The organism is Nonomuraea sp. NPDC050394, assembly GCF_044459065.1.
Taxonomy (GTDB): domain Bacteria; phylum Actinomycetota; class Actinomycetes; order Streptosporangiales; family Streptosporangiaceae; genus Nonomuraea.
Genome location: NZ_JBITIO010000010.1, coordinates 385,901 through 402,839, shown reverse-complemented (window position 1 = coordinate 402,839; position 16,939 = coordinate 385,901). Strand labels below are relative to the sequence as shown.

The 16,939-nt window shown below is 71.0% G+C and carries 14 protein-coding genes and 1 tRNA gene; 8 read left to right on the top strand and 7 right to left on the bottom strand.

Annotated features, from left to right (window positions below):
• Both ACIBKY_RS35110 and ACIBKY_RS35105 read left to right on the top strand, forming a co-directional pair.
• Positions 1-891: a TauD/TfdA family dioxygenase gene (locus tag ACIBKY_RS35110; protein ID WP_397103541.1), complete on the top strand. Its 891-nt coding sequence runs from the start codon at positions 1-3 to the stop codon at positions 889-891.
• Positions 888-2,726, top strand: coding sequence for an amino acid adenylation domain-containing protein (locus ACIBKY_RS35105; protein ID WP_397103540.1), 1,839 nt, complete (start codon positions 888-890; stop codon positions 2,724-2,726). Before ACIBKY_RS35110 ends, ACIBKY_RS35105 begins: the two co-directional genes overlap by 4 nt.
• A 283-nt stretch (positions 2,727-3,009) precedes the next feature.
• Here ACIBKY_RS35105 and ACIBKY_RS35100 read toward each other — a convergent pair whose 3' ends face one another.
• The 4 genes from ACIBKY_RS35100 to ACIBKY_RS35085 are packed head-to-tail and all read right to left on the bottom strand — an operon-like array spanning position 3,010 to position 6,360.
• The gene (locus tag ACIBKY_RS35100) at positions 3,010-4,071 is read right to left on the bottom strand and encodes a hypothetical protein (protein WP_397103539.1); all 1,062 of its coding nucleotides are present in this window, start codon (positions 4,069-4,071) and stop codon (positions 3,010-3,012) included.
• On the bottom strand, positions 4,056-5,291 hold the full coding sequence (locus tag ACIBKY_RS35095; protein ID WP_397103538.1) for an RNA polymerase sigma factor: 1,236 nt from the start codon (positions 5,289-5,291) through the stop codon (positions 4,056-4,058). The genes ACIBKY_RS35100 and ACIBKY_RS35095 overlap by 16 nt, the downstream gene beginning before the upstream one ends.
• Positions 5,292-5,329: 38 nt before the next feature.
• On the bottom strand, positions 5,330-5,665 hold the full coding sequence (locus tag ACIBKY_RS35090) for a YciI family protein (protein ID WP_184960169.1): 336 nt from the start codon (positions 5,663-5,665) through the stop codon (positions 5,330-5,332).
• Positions 5,665-6,360: an SRPBCC domain-containing protein gene (locus ACIBKY_RS35085; protein ID WP_397103537.1), complete on the bottom strand. Its 696-nt coding sequence runs from the start codon at positions 6,358-6,360 to the stop codon at positions 5,665-5,667. The genes ACIBKY_RS35090 and ACIBKY_RS35085 overlap by 1 nt, the downstream gene beginning before the upstream one ends.
• 114 nt (positions 6,361-6,474) lie before the next feature.
• Between ACIBKY_RS35085 and ACIBKY_RS35080 the strand changes: the two genes are divergently transcribed.
• Genes ACIBKY_RS35080 through ACIBKY_RS35070 form a run of 3 tightly spaced genes read left to right on the top strand, consistent with a single transcriptional unit; the run spans position 6,475 to position 10,356 of the window.
• Positions 6,475-7,284: an ABC transporter ATP-binding protein gene (locus tag ACIBKY_RS35080; RefSeq protein ID WP_397103536.1), complete on the top strand. Its 810-nt coding sequence runs from the start codon at positions 6,475-6,477 to the stop codon at positions 7,282-7,284.
• Between the two features lie 10 nt (positions 7,285-7,294).
• A complete protein-coding gene (locus ACIBKY_RS35075; RefSeq protein WP_397103535.1) occupies positions 7,295-8,287 on the top strand; it encodes an ABC transporter substrate-binding protein in 993 nt (330 codons plus the stop codon).
• The gene (locus ACIBKY_RS35070) at positions 8,284-10,356 is read left to right on the top strand and encodes an iron ABC transporter permease (RefSeq protein ID WP_397103534.1); all 2,073 of its coding nucleotides are present in this window, start codon (positions 8,284-8,286) and stop codon (positions 10,354-10,356) included. The genes ACIBKY_RS35075 and ACIBKY_RS35070 overlap by 4 nt, the downstream gene beginning before the upstream one ends.
• Before the next feature lie 146 nt (positions 10,357-10,502).
• Here ACIBKY_RS35070 and ACIBKY_RS35065 read toward each other — a convergent pair whose 3' ends face one another.
• From ACIBKY_RS35065 to ACIBKY_RS35055, 3 genes are all read right to left on the bottom strand, one after another.
• Positions 10,503-11,756, bottom strand: a complete 1,254-nt coding sequence (locus ACIBKY_RS35065) for a lamin tail domain-containing protein (RefSeq protein WP_397103533.1) — start codon at positions 11,754-11,756, stop codon at positions 10,503-10,505.
• Positions 11,757-11,822: 66 nt separating this feature from the next.
• Entirely contained in the window at positions 11,823-13,157 is a 1,335-nt protein-coding gene (locus tag ACIBKY_RS35060; RefSeq protein ID WP_397103532.1) for a VWA domain-containing protein, read from the bottom strand.
• Complete coding sequence (locus tag ACIBKY_RS35055) at positions 13,157-13,987, bottom strand: AAA family ATPase (protein WP_397103531.1); 831 nt, start codon at positions 13,985-13,987, stop codon at positions 13,157-13,159. The genes ACIBKY_RS35060 and ACIBKY_RS35055 overlap by 1 nt, the downstream gene beginning before the upstream one ends.
• A 104-nt stretch (positions 13,988-14,091) precedes the next feature.
• Between ACIBKY_RS35055 and ACIBKY_RS35050 the strand changes: the two genes are divergently transcribed.
• The 3 genes from ACIBKY_RS35050 (at position 14,092) to ACIBKY_RS35040 (ending at position 16,893) form a co-directional block, all read left to right on the top strand.
• Positions 14,092-14,165: transfer RNA gene (locus ACIBKY_RS35050), tRNA-Lys, on the top strand.
• A gap of 540 nt (positions 14,166-14,705) precedes the next feature.
• Positions 14,706-15,062, top strand: a complete 357-nt coding sequence (locus ACIBKY_RS35045; RefSeq protein WP_397103530.1) for a hypothetical protein — start codon at positions 14,706-14,708, stop codon at positions 15,060-15,062.
• A gap of 355 nt (positions 15,063-15,417) precedes the next feature.
• A complete protein-coding gene (locus ACIBKY_RS35040; RefSeq protein ID WP_397103529.1) occupies positions 15,418-16,893 on the top strand; it encodes a peroxidase family protein in 1,476 nt (491 codons plus the stop codon).
• Positions 16,894-16,939 lie beyond the last annotated feature (46 nt).

Here is a 16,939-nt window from a genome sequence, read left to right as displayed (position 1 = left end):
ATGCCCGCCACCACCGTCGCCACGCTCGACCACGCCGACCCGGTGAAGACGGCCGGACTCCTGCGCGAGCACGGCGCCGTGCTCCTGCGCGGACTCGGTATCTCATCCGCCGAGGAGTTTCACAAGGTGGTACGCGAGTTCGGCGAGCCGTTCACCACCTACCGGCACGGCAACTCGCCGCGCGAAGCCGTACACGAGGGCGTCTGGACCTCCACCGAGTACCCGGCCGAGTACCGCATCTCCCTGCACAACGAACTGTCGCAGGCGGCGCTGTGGCCCGAGCGCCTGTTCTTCTGCTGTCTCGACGCCGCCGACACCGGCGGCGCCACCCCGGTCTCGGACGGCCGCGCCCTGCTGGCCGCGCTCGACCCCGCGGTGCGCGAACGCTTCACCACCCGCGGCGTCACCTACCTGCAGAACCTCCACGGCGGCTTCGGCCTGGGCAAGTCCTGGCAGGACACCTACGAGACCGCCGACCGCGCCGAGGTCGAGTCCGTCCTGCGCGCGGCGGGCGCCCAGTTCACCTGGAGCGACGAGGGCGATCTCCGCGTACGGCAGACGCGGCCGGCCACCAGGAAGCATCCGCTGACCGGCGAGGAGGTCTGGTTCAACCAGGCCGAGCAGTGGCACGTCTCCTCCCTGCCCGCCGACGAGGCCGAGGCACTGCTCGGCCTGGTCGAGTCGGAGGAGGAACTCCCCCTGCACGCCCTCTACGGTGACGGCAGCCCCATCCCCGCCGGTGATCTCGACCACGTGCGCGAGGTCGCCCGCGCCGGGGAGTGGGCCGAGCCGTGGCGGGAGGGCGACGTCCTGGTGATCGACAACATGCTGGTCCTGCACGGCCGGCACGCCTTCACCGGCACGCGCAAGGTCCTGGTGGCGATGACGTGAGCACGCTCGTCGTCCCGGAGCACCGGGAGTTCCGCGCCGGATGGCTGGCCGAGTCGATCCCCGCCCGCTTCCTGGCCGCCGCCCGTACCCACCCCGAACGGCCCGCGCTCGACGGCCTCACCTACGCCGAACTCGCCCGCCGCGCCGGGCGGGTGGCGGCCGCGGTGCGCGGTGCGCGGCGGGTGGCGCTGCTGCTCGACCACGGCGCGCAGACGATCGCCGCGATCCTCGGCACGCTGGGCGCGGGCGCGGCCTACGTGCCGCTCGATCCGCGCTATCCGCCGGTACGGCTGCGCCGCATGGCCGCCCTGGCCGACGCGGACGTGGTGCTGACCTCGCCCGGCCACCTGGCCTTGGCGGGTGAGCTGCTGGAGGGGTGCCGCGTGGTGGACGTGACCGCCCTGGCCGGGGAGTCGTCCGGCTGGGTGCCCGTGGATCCGGACTCGGCGGCGTACATCCTGTTCACCTCGGGCTCGACCGGGGAGCCGAAGGGGGTCGTGCAGACGCATCGGGGGGTGTTGTTCCAGGTCGCCGCCCACACGAACAACCTGCGGATCGGGCCGGCCGACCGGGTGAGCGTGCTGTCGTCGTTCAGCTTCGACATGGCGGTGACCGACACGTTCTCCGCCCTGCTGAACGGGGCGTGCGTGGTGCCGGTGGACGTGCGGACGGCGGGCCTGTCGGAGCTGGCCATGGCCGCCCGAGAGATCACCATTTATCACTCCACGCCGACGGTTTTCCGTTACCTGGTGGATGCGCTCGCGGACGGTGAACGGCTGCCGCGGATGCGCGCCATCGTGCTGGGCGGCGAGGCCGTGGTGGGCGCCGACCTGGAACGCTTCCGCCGCCACTTCGGCGACTCCTGCCTCTTCGTCAACGGCTACGGCGCCACCGAGATCTCCTTCGCCGTCCAGAACCACCTCACCCGGGCCGACGCCGCCCTCGTACCGGCCGGAGTCGTCCCCATCGGCCGCCCCCTCCCCGGCACCCGGGTCACCCTGGAGCCGGCCGGACCCGAGGGGCAGATCGTGATCAGAAGCCCCTACCTGGCCGGCTACTGGTGCGCGCCCGCCGCGGACGCCGTCAGATTCGGCACGGACCCCGACGGCACCCGCTTCTACCTGACCGGCGACCTGGGCCGCCTCCTGCCCGACGGCCAGATCGCCTACCTCGGCCGCCTGGACCGCCAGGTGAAGATCCGCGGCCATCGCGTGGAACTGGGCGAGGTGGAGGCCGCCCTGTCCGTCCTCCCCACCGTGTCGAAGGCGACCGTCGTGGCCCGTGACGAACACCTCCACGCCTACGTCATCGCCGAGTCCGCCGCCGGTCTCCGGGACGCCCTGTCCGACGTGCTGCCCGAGTACATGCTGCCGACCTCGTTCACCGCGCTCAGCGCCTTCCCCCTGACCCCGACCGGCAAGGTCGACACCACCGCCCTCCCCACACACCAGCCGATCACCACCGCCCTCCCCACACACCAACCCGCCACCCAGGCGTCCATCCCCACACACCAGCCCGTCACCCAGGCGTCCATCCTCACCGGCCTGGAGGAAGTGATCGCCGCCGCCTGGCGCGCTGCCCTGGACCTCCCCCAGGTGCCCAGGGACCAGAACTTCTTCGACACCGGCGGCCACTCGCTCCTGATGGCCAAGGTCCAGCTCCACCTCGAAACCGCCCTGGGCCGCCGCCTCCCCCTGACCACCCTCTACACCCACCCCACCGTCGCCGCCCTGGCCCGCCACCTGAGCCAGGAACCCGCCCCGTCCCCCACGGACCCGGCAGACCGCATGACCCGCCGCCGCCAGGCCCGCCGCGACCGCACCACCCCACCCTGACCCTTGCCACCTCCCCGCACACACCCCCACGCGACCCCCCGGGTCAGCCCTTCTCCCGCACGACGCCTCCGAGATCCCGGTGGTACTCCTGGATCCCGGCGCCCGTCCCGGGGGTTTCGGGCGGTACTCCCGCTCCGGCCGCTCGTGGCGGGGATCCGGCGGTCGTGGCACGGCTCCGGCCAGTCGTTGCCGGGGTTCAGCCGGGCGTGGCCGGGGTCGGGTCTCGGCGGGATGGCTGGGTCCGGGGCGGGGTGGCTGGGGTTATGGGGCTGGGTGGCTGGGGTTATGGGGTCAGGTGGAAGGCGGCGCTGGCTCTGACCACGCCGTTGACCATGATTTCCAGCGTGCGCGGCCCCGGAGGCTCCACGCGGGTGGTCACCGGCCGGAACGAGTGGGACTTGGTCACCGAGAACGCCTCCCCCGCCACCCCGGCCACCCGCTCGCCCAGATGGAACACCCGCCGCGACCCCTCACGGCACACCGCGTACCGCAACACCACGGGCCCGGGCTCCGAAGCCGTGACCACCACGGTGAACGGCAGCTTCTCCCCCACCGCCACCTGCCCGGCAGCCAGCGTCAGCGACTCCACCGCGCCCCCGCCCGCCCGCGCCCCGACCAGCCCCAGCGCCTCGGGATGCCCTTCACGCAACAACCCCCGTACGGCATGCCGCACCACCTTCTCCACATGCGACCCGCCCTCGGCCCGCCACCCGGCCAGCAACGCGATCGCCGTCTCCGGATGGCCCTTGGTGAAGTCGTTGACGTGGTTGGCCACGGACCGGCGCACATACTCGCTCGGGTCGTCGCGCAGCCGGTTGAGGATCGGCAGCGTCGGCCCCGGCTCCATCAGCCAGCTCACCCGCGTGGCCCAGGGCAGTCTCGGCCGGGTGCCCTCGGAGGCCAGGCGGCGCAGGTGCTCGTCGGCCGAGCCCGCCCAGCCGTACATGATCTCCAGGGCGGCCTGCCCGTGACGCTCCAGGAAGGGGCGTACGGCGAACTCGGCGGTGGCGTGCGGCGTGATCGCGGCCAGCGTCTCCATCGCGACGTCGAGGTGGCCGAGCCCGTGGAGCGCGACGTAGTCGGTGGCCGGCCAGCCGCTCCACATGTCGAACTTGGGCGCGCCGGTCCGCAGGGCGGCGGCCACGGAGGGGAACGGCAGGCCGGCGACCAAGCCGAGCGTGCTCGCGACGTGCCGCACGCGGTCCTTGAGCTCCAGCGATCCGAGACCGGAGACGGCCTCGTGGACGAAGCGCTCGCGCGCGAAGCCGGGCAGCGAGGCGGCGAGACCGTCGGCGAGGACCTCGACGGAGGCGGCGTTGACGAGCTCTTTCAGGGGTTGGGCCACAGTTCCACACCGTGCCACATGGCACCGACAGTTCTGGCTCGTTCTTGCAGGAACTCCTGCTCGGCGGCGTTGTCGCTGAGCTCCAGCGCGGCCCGGTACGCCTCGACCGCCTCGGCTTCGCGGCCCAGCCGGTGCAGGAGGTCGGCCTTGGCCGCCGGCAGGTAACGGTACCCGGCCAGGCGGCCCTCCCGCTCCAGCTCCTCGATCGCCTCCAGCGCGGCGGCCGGACCCTCGACCATGGCCAGCGCCACCGCCCGGTTGAGCGCGACCACGGGTGACGGCCAGATCCGCAGCAGCTCGCCGTACAGGATGAGGATCTGCGGCCAGTCCGTCTCGTCGTAGCTGGACGCCTGGGCGTGCAGCGCGGCGATCGCGGCCTGCAGCGTGAAGCGGCCGGGCGCTCCCGCGGTGAGCGCGCCGACGATGAGCCGGTCGGCCTCGGCGATCAGCTCGCGGTCCCACAACGAGCGGTCCTGCTCCTCCAGCCGCAGCAACCGTCCCGCCCCGTCGGTACGGGTGGCCCGCCTGGCCTGGTGCACCAGCAGGAGCGCCAGCAGCCCGGTCGCCTCCCGGTCGGCGGGCAGCAGCCGGACCAGCATGCGCGCCAGGTCGAGAGCGCGGCCGGTGAGCTCGTCGCGGACCAGGTCGCGGCCGGAGCGCGCGGTGTGGCCGGTCGAGTACAGCAGGTGGATCACGGTCAGCACCGCGTCGACGCGCACGGGCAGATCCTCCGCGTACGGCACCGCGTAAGGGATGTGCGCCGCCGCGATCTTCTTCTTGGCTCTGGTGATCCGGGCCGCCATCGTCGGTTCGGAGACCAGGAAGGCCCCGGCGATGTCCGGGGTCGCCACCCCGCACACCAGCCGCAGCGTGAGCGCGACCCGCGCCTCGGGTGCCAGCGCGGGATGGCAGCAGGTGAAGATGAGCCGGAGGCGGTCGTCGGGCACGGCACCCGTCTCCGGCGTCTCCTCCTCGACGCCGACCAGCAACGGCAGCTTGGCGGCGAGGGTGCGCTCTCGGCGCATGGCGTTGAGCGCGGTGCGACGGGCGACCGTGGTCAGCCACGCGCCGGGCCGTTCCGGCACGCCGTCCTTCACCCACGTGCGCAGCGCCTGGACGTAGGCGTCCTGCACGGCCTCCTCGGCGGCGTCGAGGTCGCGGGTGACGCGCACCGTGGCGGCGAGCACGTAGGCCCACTCGCCCCGGTGCGCGTCCTCCACGGCCCGCTCGACCGAACGGGCCGTGGAGGAGGATCCGCTCAGCTCACCACCTCGAAGCCGATCAGCGGCCTGACCTCCACGCAGCCCTCGACGATCGGCGTCATCGCGGCCAGCGTCAGCGCGTGGTCGAGGTCACGCGCCTCGATGACGAAGACGCCGCCGAGCGCCTCCTTGGTCTCGATGAACGGCCCGTCGGTCACCAGGCCGCCGCGGATGACCGTGGCGGTGCCCGGCTGGTCCAGCGCCAGCCCGGCGATGGTCCTGCCGCCCTTCTCCGCGATCTTCCCGGGCAGGTCCATGTGGCCCTGCATGACCTCGGGCGGGAGGTTCTCCGGTGGTACGGCCTCGAAGATGAGCACCGCGTACTGGGGCATCACGCCACCTCCTTGGCCAGCCAGGCGTTCCAGTCCGCGCTGGAGTCGCCGCCCGCGAACAGGTGGTGGGCCACGCCGACCGGCCAGCCCCACACGTCGCGGCCGTAGAAACGGTACAGCGCGTCGCCGCTCCTGACGCCGAGGAAGACGGGCGTGGCGTAGTCGACGACGCCGTCGATCGGGGTCAGGCCGGCGGGCGTCAGCCGTACCCTGTCACCGGCTTTGACCTCGTCGGGCAGGCCGAGCGCGGCGCGGACGGCGGCGAAGCGCACCTCGGCCTCCGCGGTGACGTACTCGCACCGGCGGCCGGCGAAGTGGCGTACGTACTGGCCGAGTGAGTGGTTGTAGAAGGCGGTGTGCTGACGGCAGGCGTCGGCCTGGACGTCGTAGTCGTCGTCGGGCAGCACGCCGTTGTGGGTGTAGCTGAGGAAGGTCTTCTCGCCGCGCGGCTCCAGCACGAAGTCGAGCTGGTTGAAACCGTCGAGGTCGGGCCCGCGGGTGGTGAAGTGGCGGTGCGGCTCCCAGACCGTCACGGTGCCGCCCGCCGCTGTGAGTCCTGTCTCACTGCCGCCCACACGCGGCTCGTAGTCGATCTTCCACAGCCAGCCGTCCGCGCGGACGGTGATGGCCTCCCAGACCTGCTCCGGCGAGCCCTCCAGCTCGCCCTGCCAGCGCACCTCTATCGCTCTGGACATGATCCGTCTCCTTCGTCGTCAGGTGCTTTACCCATCCGACAACCGGGGCGAGCGGAAATCGACAGCTGGTCACAAAGGATTGACTTTAAGCAAGGGTAGCCTAACCTTATGCCCGTGACAGGGAAGATCTCGCTGGCCGGAGCCGATCTCCGCCTCAGCTACCACGGTACGTGCGTGGTCGAAGAGGGCCGTATCGACCTCCGCCCCGGCCAGGTGACCGCTCTGGTCGGCCCGAACGGCAGCGGCAAGTCCACGCTTCTGCGCGCGCTGGCCAGGCTGCACCGTCCCGAAGCGGGCACGGTGACGTTCGGCGACGGCGGGTCCGCACTGGACCTGTCGCCGCGTGACTTCGCCCGCCGCGTCACGCTGCTCGCGCAGAGCCGCCCCACCCCGAGCGGGGTGCAGGTCAGCGACGTGGTCGGCTACGGCCGCCACCCGTACCGGGGCCGCTGGAAGGCCGGAGACCCCGACGGCGCCGCCGCCGTCGCCCGCGCGATGACGCTCACCGGCGTCGCCGCGATGGCCGGCCGCCCGGTGGACGAGCTGTCCGGCGGTGAGCTCCAGCGCGTGTGGCTGGCCACCTGCCTGGCGCAGGACACCGCCGTCCTGCTGCTGGACGAGCCCACCACGTTCCTCGACCTGCGCTACCAGGTCGAGTTGCTGGAGCTCGTCCGCGACCTGGCCGACGAGCACGACGTCGCCATCGGCATCGTGCTCCACGACCTCAACCAGGCGGCCGAGATCGCCGACCGCATCGTGCTGCTGCACGGCGGCCGGGTACGGGCCGACGGCCCGCCCGCCGAGGTGCTCACCGAAGAGCTCCTCACCGACGCGTACGGCATCCGCATCGACGTCACGCACGACCCCCAGACGGGCACGGTGCGCACCCGGCCGATCGGCCGGCACCTGCCCGTCGCGACCTGACAGGAAAGACATGCTCCCCCTGCGCACGGCCCTCGCGGCCCTGGCCGCGATCGCCGCTCTCAGCGCCTGCGGCACCACCGAGACCCCCGTCCCCGCCGCCTCCTCCACCTCCGGGGGTACGGCTCCCGCCACCGCCACCCCGGTCACCGTGACCGACGCGCGGGGCAAGCCGATCACGCTTGAGCGCCCGGCAAGCAGGGTCGTCAGCCTCGAATGGGGCGAGACCGAGATGCTGGCCAGCCTCGGCGTGATGCCGGTCGGCGCCGCCGACGTCAAGGGCTACGCCACCTGGGTGACCGCCGCCCCGCTCGACGCGTCGGTCAAGGACGTCGGCATGCGCACCGAGCCGAGCGTCGACTCCATCGCCGCCCTCCAGCCCGACCTCGTCGTCATGGAAACCGACGACGAGGGCCTGGTGGCCCAGGTGGAGAAGATCGCGCCCGTGCTGGTCTTCAAGGGCAGCGACGCGACGGGCAACTTCCAGCGCATGCGCGAGGAGTTCAAGACGCTCGCCACCGCGGTCGGCAAGACGGCGGAGGCGGACAAGGCGCTGTCGGACTTCGACGCCGCCCTGGCCGACGGCAAGCAGAAGCTGGCCGCCGCCGGCGTCGCGGGCAAGCCGTTCGCCATGGCCGATGGCTGGAAGGAAGGCAGCACGATCTCCGTCCGCCTGTTCGGCAAGGGCGCGCTGGTCTCCGACGTGGCCGAGGGTCTCGGGCTCAAGAACGCCTGGACCGGCAAGGTCGACAAGGTCTGGGGCCTCGGCAACACCGACGTCGAGGGCCTGACCGCGCTCAAGGACGCCGACACCCGCTTCTTCTACAGCGCCTCCGACGGCGTCGACGTCTTCGCCGACGGCCTGGCCTCGAACGCCATCTGGAAGTCGCTGCCGTTCGTGAAGAAGCAGGGCGTCACCAAGCTGCCCGACGGCATCTGGACCTTCGGTGGCCCGGCGTCGTGCAAGCAGTACGCGGAGGCGCTCGTCAAGGCCCTCACCGCTTGAGCACGCTCACGTCCGTCGAGGTCCCGATCACGCCGCTGCGGCGGGTCGGGACCGCGGGGGTCTTCCTCCTCGCGCTGGCGGCGCTCGGCCTGGTCTCGGCCGTGCACATCACCCAGGGCACCTCCTCGGTGGGCGCCATGGACGTGTTGTCCGGCGTCTTCGGCGGCAGCGACGAGGCGGTCAGGGTACTGCTGGCCTCCCGGCTGCCCCGGCTGCTTGCCGGAGTCGCGGTCGGCGTCGCGCTCGGCGCGGCGGGAGCGCTGCTGCAGTCGATCGCCCGCAACCCGATGGCCTCGCCGGACACGCTCGCCGTCAGCAACGGCGCCTACCTGACCGTCGCCACGGCGGCCGCGTTCGGCCTGTCGCTGCCGCTCGTGCTCTCCGGCGGCCTCGCCTTCTTCGGCGGGCTGGCCGCGGCGGCGCTGGTGCTGGCGTTGTCGGCGGGCGGACGTACCGGCACCACCCGGCTCATCCTTGCCGGTTCAGCCACCGCGCTGGCGCTCGGCTCGCTGACCAACCTCGTCATGATCCTCTTCCAGGAGGGCACGACCGGCCTGTACGCCTGGGGCAGCGGCTCGCTGGTCCAGAGCGACCTGGACGCCGTCACCCAGCTCGGCCCGGTCATCCTGGCCTGCCTGCTGGCCGCCATGGCCGCCGGTCCCAAGCTGGACATCCTCGGCCTGGGCGACGACACCGCCTCCGTGCTCGGCGTCAACGTGCGCAGGCTGCGCCTCGTGCTGACGTTGCTGGCCGTGGTGCTGGCGGCGGCGGCCGTGACGATCGCCGGCCCCATCGGCTTCGTCGGCCTCTGCGCGCCGGTGATCGTGAGGCTGCTGCCCAGGTCGATCCCCGGCCTGCACCGCAGCCGCTCGTTGCTGCCGCTGTCCGCGCTGACCGGTGCGCTCATCGTGCTCGGCTCCGACATCCTGCTGCGGGCCCTGCTCGGCGCGCAGGCCGGGGTGGACGTGCCGCCCGGCGTGGTCACGACGCTGCTGGGCGCGGTGGTCATGATCTGGCTGGCCCGCCGCTACCGCGACGCCGGCCCCACCCGGCAGCCGCCCGCCGTACGCACGGTCGCCGGCCGTTCCCGCGTCGCCTTCCTCATCGTCGTCGCGATCTGCCTCGCGCTCCTGACCGGGGCCGCGGTGCTCGGCATGCTGGGCGGCGACACGTGGCTGCTCACCGGGGACGTGGCCAACTGGCTGCAGGGCCGTACCGGCCGGGCCCTCACCTACGTCCTCGACCAGCGCTACCCGCGCGTGCTCGCCGCGTTGCTGGCCGGAGCCGCGCTCGCCGTGGCCGGCACCGCCGTGCAGGCGGTCTGCCGCAACCCGCTCGCCGAGCCCGGCGTGCTCGGCGTGACGACGGGCGCGGGAGTGGGCGCGATCGCCCTGCTGACGACGGTACCGATGGCGGGCATCTGGGCCATGACCGGTGCGGCGGGCGCGGGCGCGCTGGTCGCGTTCGGCCTGGTCTACCTGCTGTCCTGGCGCGGCGGCCTGAACTCCGACCGGCTCGTCCTCATCGGCGTCGCCGTCCAGGCGGCCTGCACGGCGATGACCGTCCTGATCATCGTCAAGTCGGACCCCTGGAACACCGCGAAGGCCCTGACCTGGCTGTCCGGCTCCACCTACGGCAGGCTGCCGATCCAGCTGATCCCGGTCGCGCTGGCGCTGGTGGTGTCCGTCCCGCTGATCGCCTGGCTCCGCCGCGACCTGGACCTCCTCGCGCTCAACGAGGACACGCCGCGCGTGCTCGGCGTCCCCCTTGAGCCGGTACGGCTGGCCGCCCTGGCCGCCTCCGTCGTGCTGACCGCCACGGCGGTGTCGGCCGTCGGCGTGGTGGGATTCGTCGGCCTGGTCGCCCCGCACGCCGCGCGGGCCCTGGTCGGCGCCAAGCACGCGCGCGTGCTCCCGGTGGCCGCGTTGCTGGGCGCGCTCCTGGTCAGCCTGGCCGACACCCTCGGCCGCACGGTCATCGCGCCCGCCCAGGTTCCGGCCGGGCTGGTGACGGCGCTGATCGGCACGCCGTACTTCGTCTGGCTCCTGTGGCGCTCACGCGCCCGCTAACGACCTCTTGCCACGTGGCCGCTTGGCCGGTGAAGGGTGGCCGTTGCGGCGGTGCGTGTGTCCGACGTGAGAAGCGACCCCCACGATCGGCCCCCGCCCGCGTCGGCGGGTGGGGGTGGGGCGGCTGGGCCGTAACGTATGGGGGGTTAGCGCCCGAAGCAGATCGTACGACCGGCCAGCACCGTCTCGGGTTTGTAGGAGACCTGGTCGATCAGCGCGCCCGCGCCGTCGGTGAGGATCAGCGCGTCGCCCGCGTTGCCGAGCTGGAGCGCGCCGCTCAGCGTCACCTGGTGGACGTCGCCGCCGCCGAGCGTGCCGGACAGGGCGTGGCGGCCGCCCGCGGCGTCGAGCAGCGCCCAGTCCTGCAGGTTGACCGGGCTCGGCGTCGTATTGATCAGCGTGACGCGCTCGCGGCCCCCGTCGGGGCCCACCGGGTCGGGGAGCGCGGCCACGATGAGGACGTCGCCGATCGCCGCGGGCCTCGGGTGGACGGGCGCGCCGGGCGGGGCCGGGTCGGGGCTGATGATGAAGTCCTCGGGCCAGGCGGTGAGCTGGATCTCGTTCCCCGTGGCGCGTACGACGTCGTGCATGTTGCCGTATTCGCCCTTCTGCAGCAGGAAAAGCTGGTCGTCGCGGTTGACCGGGTCCTCGCGCAGCCACGCGTCGAAGCCGTCGAACGTCGTGCGGCCCGAGGCCAGATAGGGGACGAGCCGGCGGAACAGCTTGGGCCAGATCACCGCCTGCTGCAGGGCGTGGAGATCGGCGATCTTGGCGGTGCCGTCCGGATCGCCGGTGGATCGGGGCCAGATGCCCGCGTTGCCGTCGCGGGCGGCACGCGAGGCCGTGGCCAGGTGCTCGCGCAGGCTCGCGGGCAGGGTGGCGTAGAAGGCCGGGTAGGCCAGGCCGTTCTTGAGCAGGGCGGCGTTGACGGAACGGTCCACGCCGGCCTCGTCCAGGAACACCGCCGAGCCGTCCGCGCCCGGATGTTCGCCGGTGAAGGCGAAGGCGATCAGGCGGCCGTTGCCGTCGATGCCGTTCGACAGCACGTGGCCGCGGATCGTGTCCTGGTCGGCCGACTGGACCTTGTTCGGCAGGTCGGGGAAGTAGACCACGTTGGTGAAGCCGAGCAGGCGCAGCAGTTCGTCGCGGGCGGCGTTGGCTCCCCGCAGCTCCTGGTGGGTGTCGCCGAAGTGCGTCTCCAGGGCGTCGATCGCCTCCAGGCGGGTGGAGATGCCGCGGCCGTTGATCTTCGGGGGCGTTCCCGTGGGGCGGGGCAGGCCCTCGACCAGCGCGGGGGCGTCAGGCTTGAACTTGACCGTGTCACCGTCCGGTTCCGGCCCCTGCCGGGGAAGATCGGGGTAGCGGATGACGAACTCGCCTTTGAGCAGGGTGTAGCTCATGGTGCCCCCTCGACGGGACTGGGTGTCTGACGGGAACGTAACCCAGCCCTGGGCCCATGTCTCGAATTATGCGAGGGTCTCGATGAATGCTGTCAGTTGTTGGACATTTCGACATTCATGCATGGGGATCACCGTGGCGTAGGAAGATGCGATGGAGTCGCCGGTGTCCCATTGGGCCGTGGGCTCGGGGTTGAGCCAGTACGCGTGGCGGGCCTTGGCGGTCAGCGCCTTCAGCGTGTCCAGGGCCGGAGGCTGGTAGTTGCTGCGGGCGTCACCGAGGATGAGCAAGGACGTCTTGGACCCTACGGCGTCGCCGTACCTCTCCGCGAAGCCCTCGAAGGCGTGGCCATAGTTGGTACGCCCGAACCGGATCATGTCGGACTCGTTGGCCAGCGTGGTCATCGCCTCGACCACGTCCGCGCCGGGAACGAAGAACCTGGTGATCTCATCCACCCGGTCCACGAAGCCGAACGCGCGTACCTTCGTGAACTGCTCCCTCAGGGCGTAGGTGAGCAACAGCGTGAAGTGTGCGAACGACGCCACCGAATCGCTGGCGTCGCACAGCACCACCAGCTCGGGGCGGTGCGGCCGGGGCGGCTTGAACACCGTCGTCAGCGGCACCCCGCCGCTCTGCAGCGAGGCCCGGACGGTCCGCCTGAAGTCCAGGCGCCCCCGGCGACCGCGCCGCTGCTTGATCGTGAGGCGCGCCGCCAGCCTGCGGGCCAGCGGATACACCTCTCTGCGCAGCCGGGCCAGGTCCGCCTTGGTGACGCGCAGGAAGTCGATCTGGTCTAGCGGCGGCTTCACGGTGGAGCGGGCGATGCGCTCGACGCCGGAGTCCTCGGCGATGCGCCGCCGTACGTCCGCCGCCACCGCGTCCTGAAATCGCGCGATATTGGCGTTCACCCGCTGCCGGGCCGTCTTCTCGGCGAGCCCGCCGCGTTCCTGACCGGCCAGGACCTCCCGCAGGATGCGCGCCATGAGCGTCTCCGGCGACAGGGCACGCAGGACGCTGTAGCTGAACCAGTTCTGCCGCCCCGGTCCCGCGGACTGGCGTCCGAACCGCTCGACCATGGCGCGGGCGAACTCCGCCATCTCCGCGTCGCCGGAGTCGGTCAGCAGTTCGGCCAGCCGTTCACGAGGATCGCTGTCCTGATCCGCCGGGACGTGCAGTCCGCTGATCACCGGCGGAAACCACAGGTCGAACAGCACGTCGAACCCGGCCCGATACCCCGGCTTCTTGATCAGCGTGGTCGCGTATGCGGCCCGCAGCGCCTCCCGCTGCGACAGATCGATCACCCGCAGCGCCCGCGCGGCGTCCAGCCCCTCGGCCAGCGACACCGGCACCCCCGCCTCGCGCAACGCGTGCACGAACCCGACATGCCTGTCGACCAGCGACATCAGAGCCCGAGCTCCTTGACCGCCCGCACATGGTCGGAGTTGTGCTTGAGCACCACCCCGAGCGTGGCGGCGACCGTCTCCTCATCCAGCTCGTCCCGCCCGAGCGCCAGCAGCGTCCGCGCCCAGTCCACCGTCTCCGCCACCGACGGCGCCTTCTTCAGCTCCAACGCCCTGAGCGTGGCCACGGTCCGCGCCAGCTGCTCAGCCAGATCCGCCCGGATGGACGGAACCTGGCTGAGCACGATGTCCCGCTCCCGCTCCGGGGTCGGATAGGCGATGTGCAGATAGAGACACCGCCGCTTGAGCGCCTCGGACAGCTCACGCGTCGCGTTCGAGGTCAGCACCACGTACGGCCGGCGCACGGCCGCGATCGTCCCCAGCTCCGGAATCGTCACCTGAAAATCCGACAACAGCTCCAGCAGCAGGCCCTCGACCTCGACATCCGCCTTGTCCATCTCATCGATGAGCAGCACCGTGGGCTCACTGGCCCGCACCGCCTTGAGCAACGGCCGCTCCAGCAGGAACTCCTCGCCGAAGATGTCCTCATCGGTGCTGGTCGCCTGAATCCTGAGCAGCTGCTTCTTGTAGTTCCACTCGTAGAGCGCCCGAGCCTCGTCCAGCCCCTCGTAGCACTGCAACCTGATCAACGTCGCCCCGGTCGCCTCCGCCACGGCTTTGGCCAGCTGGGTCTTCCCCACCCCCGCCGGTCCTTCGGCCAGCAGCGGCTTGCCGAGGGCGGCGGCCAGGTAGACGGAGGTGGCTATGGAGTCGTCGGAGAGGTAGCTGGCGGCGGCGAGCCGCCCGGACACATCGGCGGGCGAGTCGAACATGGCGCTCCTGTCGAGGCGGGTAGGCCGAACTTTATTCTAATAGCTGAGGCCGTCCGGTATCGATTCGCGCTTGGTGGGGAGGACCGGTATATTCCTCTCTGCAAGCGCCGCTAGCTCAGTTGGTTAGAGCAGCTGACTCTTAATCAGCGGGTCCGGGGTTCGAGTCCCTGGCGGCGCACCCGACCGAAACCCCAGTTCAGCACGCTGAGCTGAGGTTTCTCGGTTTTGGGAGGGCGTCACTCGCGGGTCGCCCTTCGGCGCGCTTCCAGGACCGTCTCCCGGTGCGACCCCCTACGTCAGCACGAAGGCCTTGCGGGCGCCCTGGTCCAGGATTCGCCTGTTCGCGGGCCACTTGATGGCGCTCGCAGGAGCCCATGGGCGCGAGATGGACCTCGGCCCGCACGCGGCGGACCGGCAAACGGTTTCACATCTCCCCGACAAGACCAGTCCTGTTCGGACTGTTGCGGCACCTGCTCGGCACGAGGTCAAGGACATGCTGGTGCGAGAAACAACCGCCTGCCACGGGGTTGAGGAACCCGGGGACGGAGGTTGGTGCCCACGCTGGTCCGGCCGATGTGCCTTGGGGCGGAACCACGGGGAAACGCCAACCCGCGCCGCCGTGCCGGAGCAGACCTTCGTTCTGCCTGGTTGCCGGCCGGTAGCGCCAACTGCTGTTCCCGTGCCCCCTCGACCCCCGGACCACCCGAAATGGGGTCTAATGCGACTTTGTCGCTCCGCCGGTGCCGCCCTCGGCGCGCTCGCTCTTGTACTCGCCACGCCGACCTCCGCAAGCGCCGCCACCGGCGACTTCTTCTACAAGTACGTGGGCCTCGACGGGTCACCGCAGGCGGCCGTCCTCCACGACCCGGACAGTCTCGCCTGCATCACCCTGCCGGAGGTCGCCGACCCGGATGCCTCCGCGCCCGCGTTCGCCCCGCACAACGACACCGGCGCCTGGGCCATCGTCTTCACCGAGCCGGGCTGCGCCGGCGACTTCTGGACGTTGCGCCCGCACGGGAGGCCGGCCACGGACCGTCTCAAACTCCGCTCGGTGTACTTCACCGATCAGCGTTGATCCACCCAGTGCCCCGATGCCAGGCCATGGTCTGCATCGGGGCATACCCCGTGCGACGCCCTGGACAGACGAGCGCCCAGCCCGCGAGCCCGCGCCCACCGGCGAGCACGCGCACCATGATGCACCCGGCTCTGCCACAGGCGAAACATACACTTTCGTCTAAGTAACTATACTATTTTAAATGCGCATAAAAAATCACAGAACGCCTCCCGCGCCTCGGAAACCCCCTGGGGGCGTTGTGAGCTGATCTCCATAGCCGCAGACTGCGCGGCAAAGGAGGCGCCTCATGAGTCCCCTGAGGGCAAACACCAGCGATACACCAGACGAAGTCAGCCGACGAGCATTCTTAGGCGGCGTGGGCGCGACGGCTATAGCCGCCGTCACCGTTGACCTGGACGCCGCGATGGCCGCCTCGGCCAGAGCCGAGTCCAGCGGCGTACTGGCCAACAGCTTCGGGCGTATCTTCCAGCTTCCGGCGTTCGCGCCCGCCAACGACACCGTGCGGGCCGGCCTCATGGAGATGGGCAAGCCGGGCGGGTTCATGGACGCCAAGGATCCGTTACAGTTCGGCCCGATACGCCTGATCACCGAGCCGGAACTCAGCCCCAACAACCTGGACAATCCCACCCAGACGGCAGGCACCACGTTCCTGGGCCAGTTCCTCGACCACGACATGACCTTCGACCGGCTCTCCCCGCTGGGCGTGCCCAAGCGTCCGGAGGATTCGCCCAACACCCGTACCCCGCAGTTCGACCTCGACTCGGTGTACGGCGGCGGCCCCGACACCAGCCCGCACCTCTACTCCTCGAACGACCGGGCCAAGTTCCGGATCGAGAACGGCGGCGCGTTCGAGGACCTGCCTCGTCGCAGCAACGGATCCGCCATCATCGCCGACGAACGCAACGACGAGAACCTGATGATCGCCGGGCTGCACGTCGCCTTCATGAAGTTCCACAACAGAGTGGTCGACCGCGTCCGGTCGCAGGGTTTGCCCAACACCTTCGGCACCGCCCGGCTCAACGTCCTGTGGCACTACCACTGGATCATCCTGCACGAGTTCCTGCCCCAGATCGCCGGGCAAGCACTGATCAACCACATCCTGCGGAACGGCCGCCAGTTCTACCGTCCGTCGGAGGCCTTCATCCCGGTGGAGTTCCAGATCGCCTACCGGATGGGCCACAGCATGATCCGTCCCTCCTACCGGGCGAACATGAAGGGTGACGCCGGCGACCAGCCGTTCTTCGGGTTCATCTTCGACCCGGTCGCCGAGGGCCAGGCCGACCCGGTCGACCTGCGCGGCGGCACCCGGGCCCGGCGCCGCTTCATCGGGTGGCAGACCTTCTTCGACTTCGGCGACGGCGAGGTCAAAGCCAACAAGAGAACCGACACGAAGCTCTCCACGCCACTGTTCAACCTGCCGCTGCAGACCATCACCAGCGGCGATCCGCCGACCTCACTGGCCACGCGCAACCTGTTACGCCACCTCACCTGGTCGCTGCCGTCCGGCCAGCGGCTCGCCCAGACGATGGGCATCTCCCCCATCAGCACCGGCGAACTCGGGGTCTTCGGGATCGGGATCGAGAACCACGCACCCCTGTGGTACTACGTGCTCAAGGAGGCCGAGACGCTCACGAACGGCCGATCGCTGGCCGGAGTCGGCGCCAGGTTGATCGCCGAGGTCTTCATCGGACTGCTCCAACTGGATTCGCAGGGCTATCACCGCAACGCCCCCAACTGGCGCCCGTTCCTGCCGAGCCGTACCCCCGGTGACTTCCGGATGGTGGACCTCCTCACCTTCGCGGAGGTCGACCCGGCCAGCCGACGTCAGTGACCCGGTGGCCCGAGGCACGCGAAGGTCGCCGGCACGTCCCAGTCAA

What these genes read in the sequence shown, in the direction of transcription:
- ACIBKY_RS35060 (WP_397103532.1), bottom strand. Translation starts at nt 13,157, where the DNA reads ATGTCGCTGGTCGACAGGCATGTCGGGTTCGTGCACGCGTTGCGCGAG.
- ACIBKY_RS35065 (WP_397103533.1), bottom strand. Translation starts at nt 11,756, where the DNA reads ATGAGCTACACCCTGCTCAAAGGCGAGTTCGTCATCCGCTACCCCGAT.
- ACIBKY_RS35045 (WP_397103530.1), top strand. Translation starts at nt 14,706, where the DNA reads ATGCGACTTTGTCGCTCCGCCGGTGCCGCCCTCGGCGCGCTCGCTCTT.
- ACIBKY_RS35110 (WP_397103541.1), top strand. Translation starts at nt 1, where the DNA reads ATGCCCGCCACCACCGTCGCCACGCTCGACCACGCCGACCCGGTGAAG.
- ACIBKY_RS35055 (WP_397103531.1), bottom strand. Translation starts at nt 13,987, where the DNA reads ATGTTCGACTCGCCCGCCGATGTGTCCGGGCGGCTCGCCGCCGCCAGC.
- ACIBKY_RS35090 (WP_184960169.1), bottom strand. Translation starts at nt 5,665, where the DNA reads ATGCCCCAGTACGCGGTGCTCATCTTCGAGGCCGTACCACCGGAGAAC.
- ACIBKY_RS35085 (WP_397103537.1), bottom strand. Translation starts at nt 6,360, where the DNA reads ATGTCCAGAGCGATAGAGGTGCGCTGGCAGGGCGAGCTGGAGGGCTCG.
- ACIBKY_RS35075 (WP_397103535.1), top strand. Translation starts at nt 7,295, where the DNA reads ATGCTCCCCCTGCGCACGGCCCTCGCGGCCCTGGCCGCGATCGCCGCT.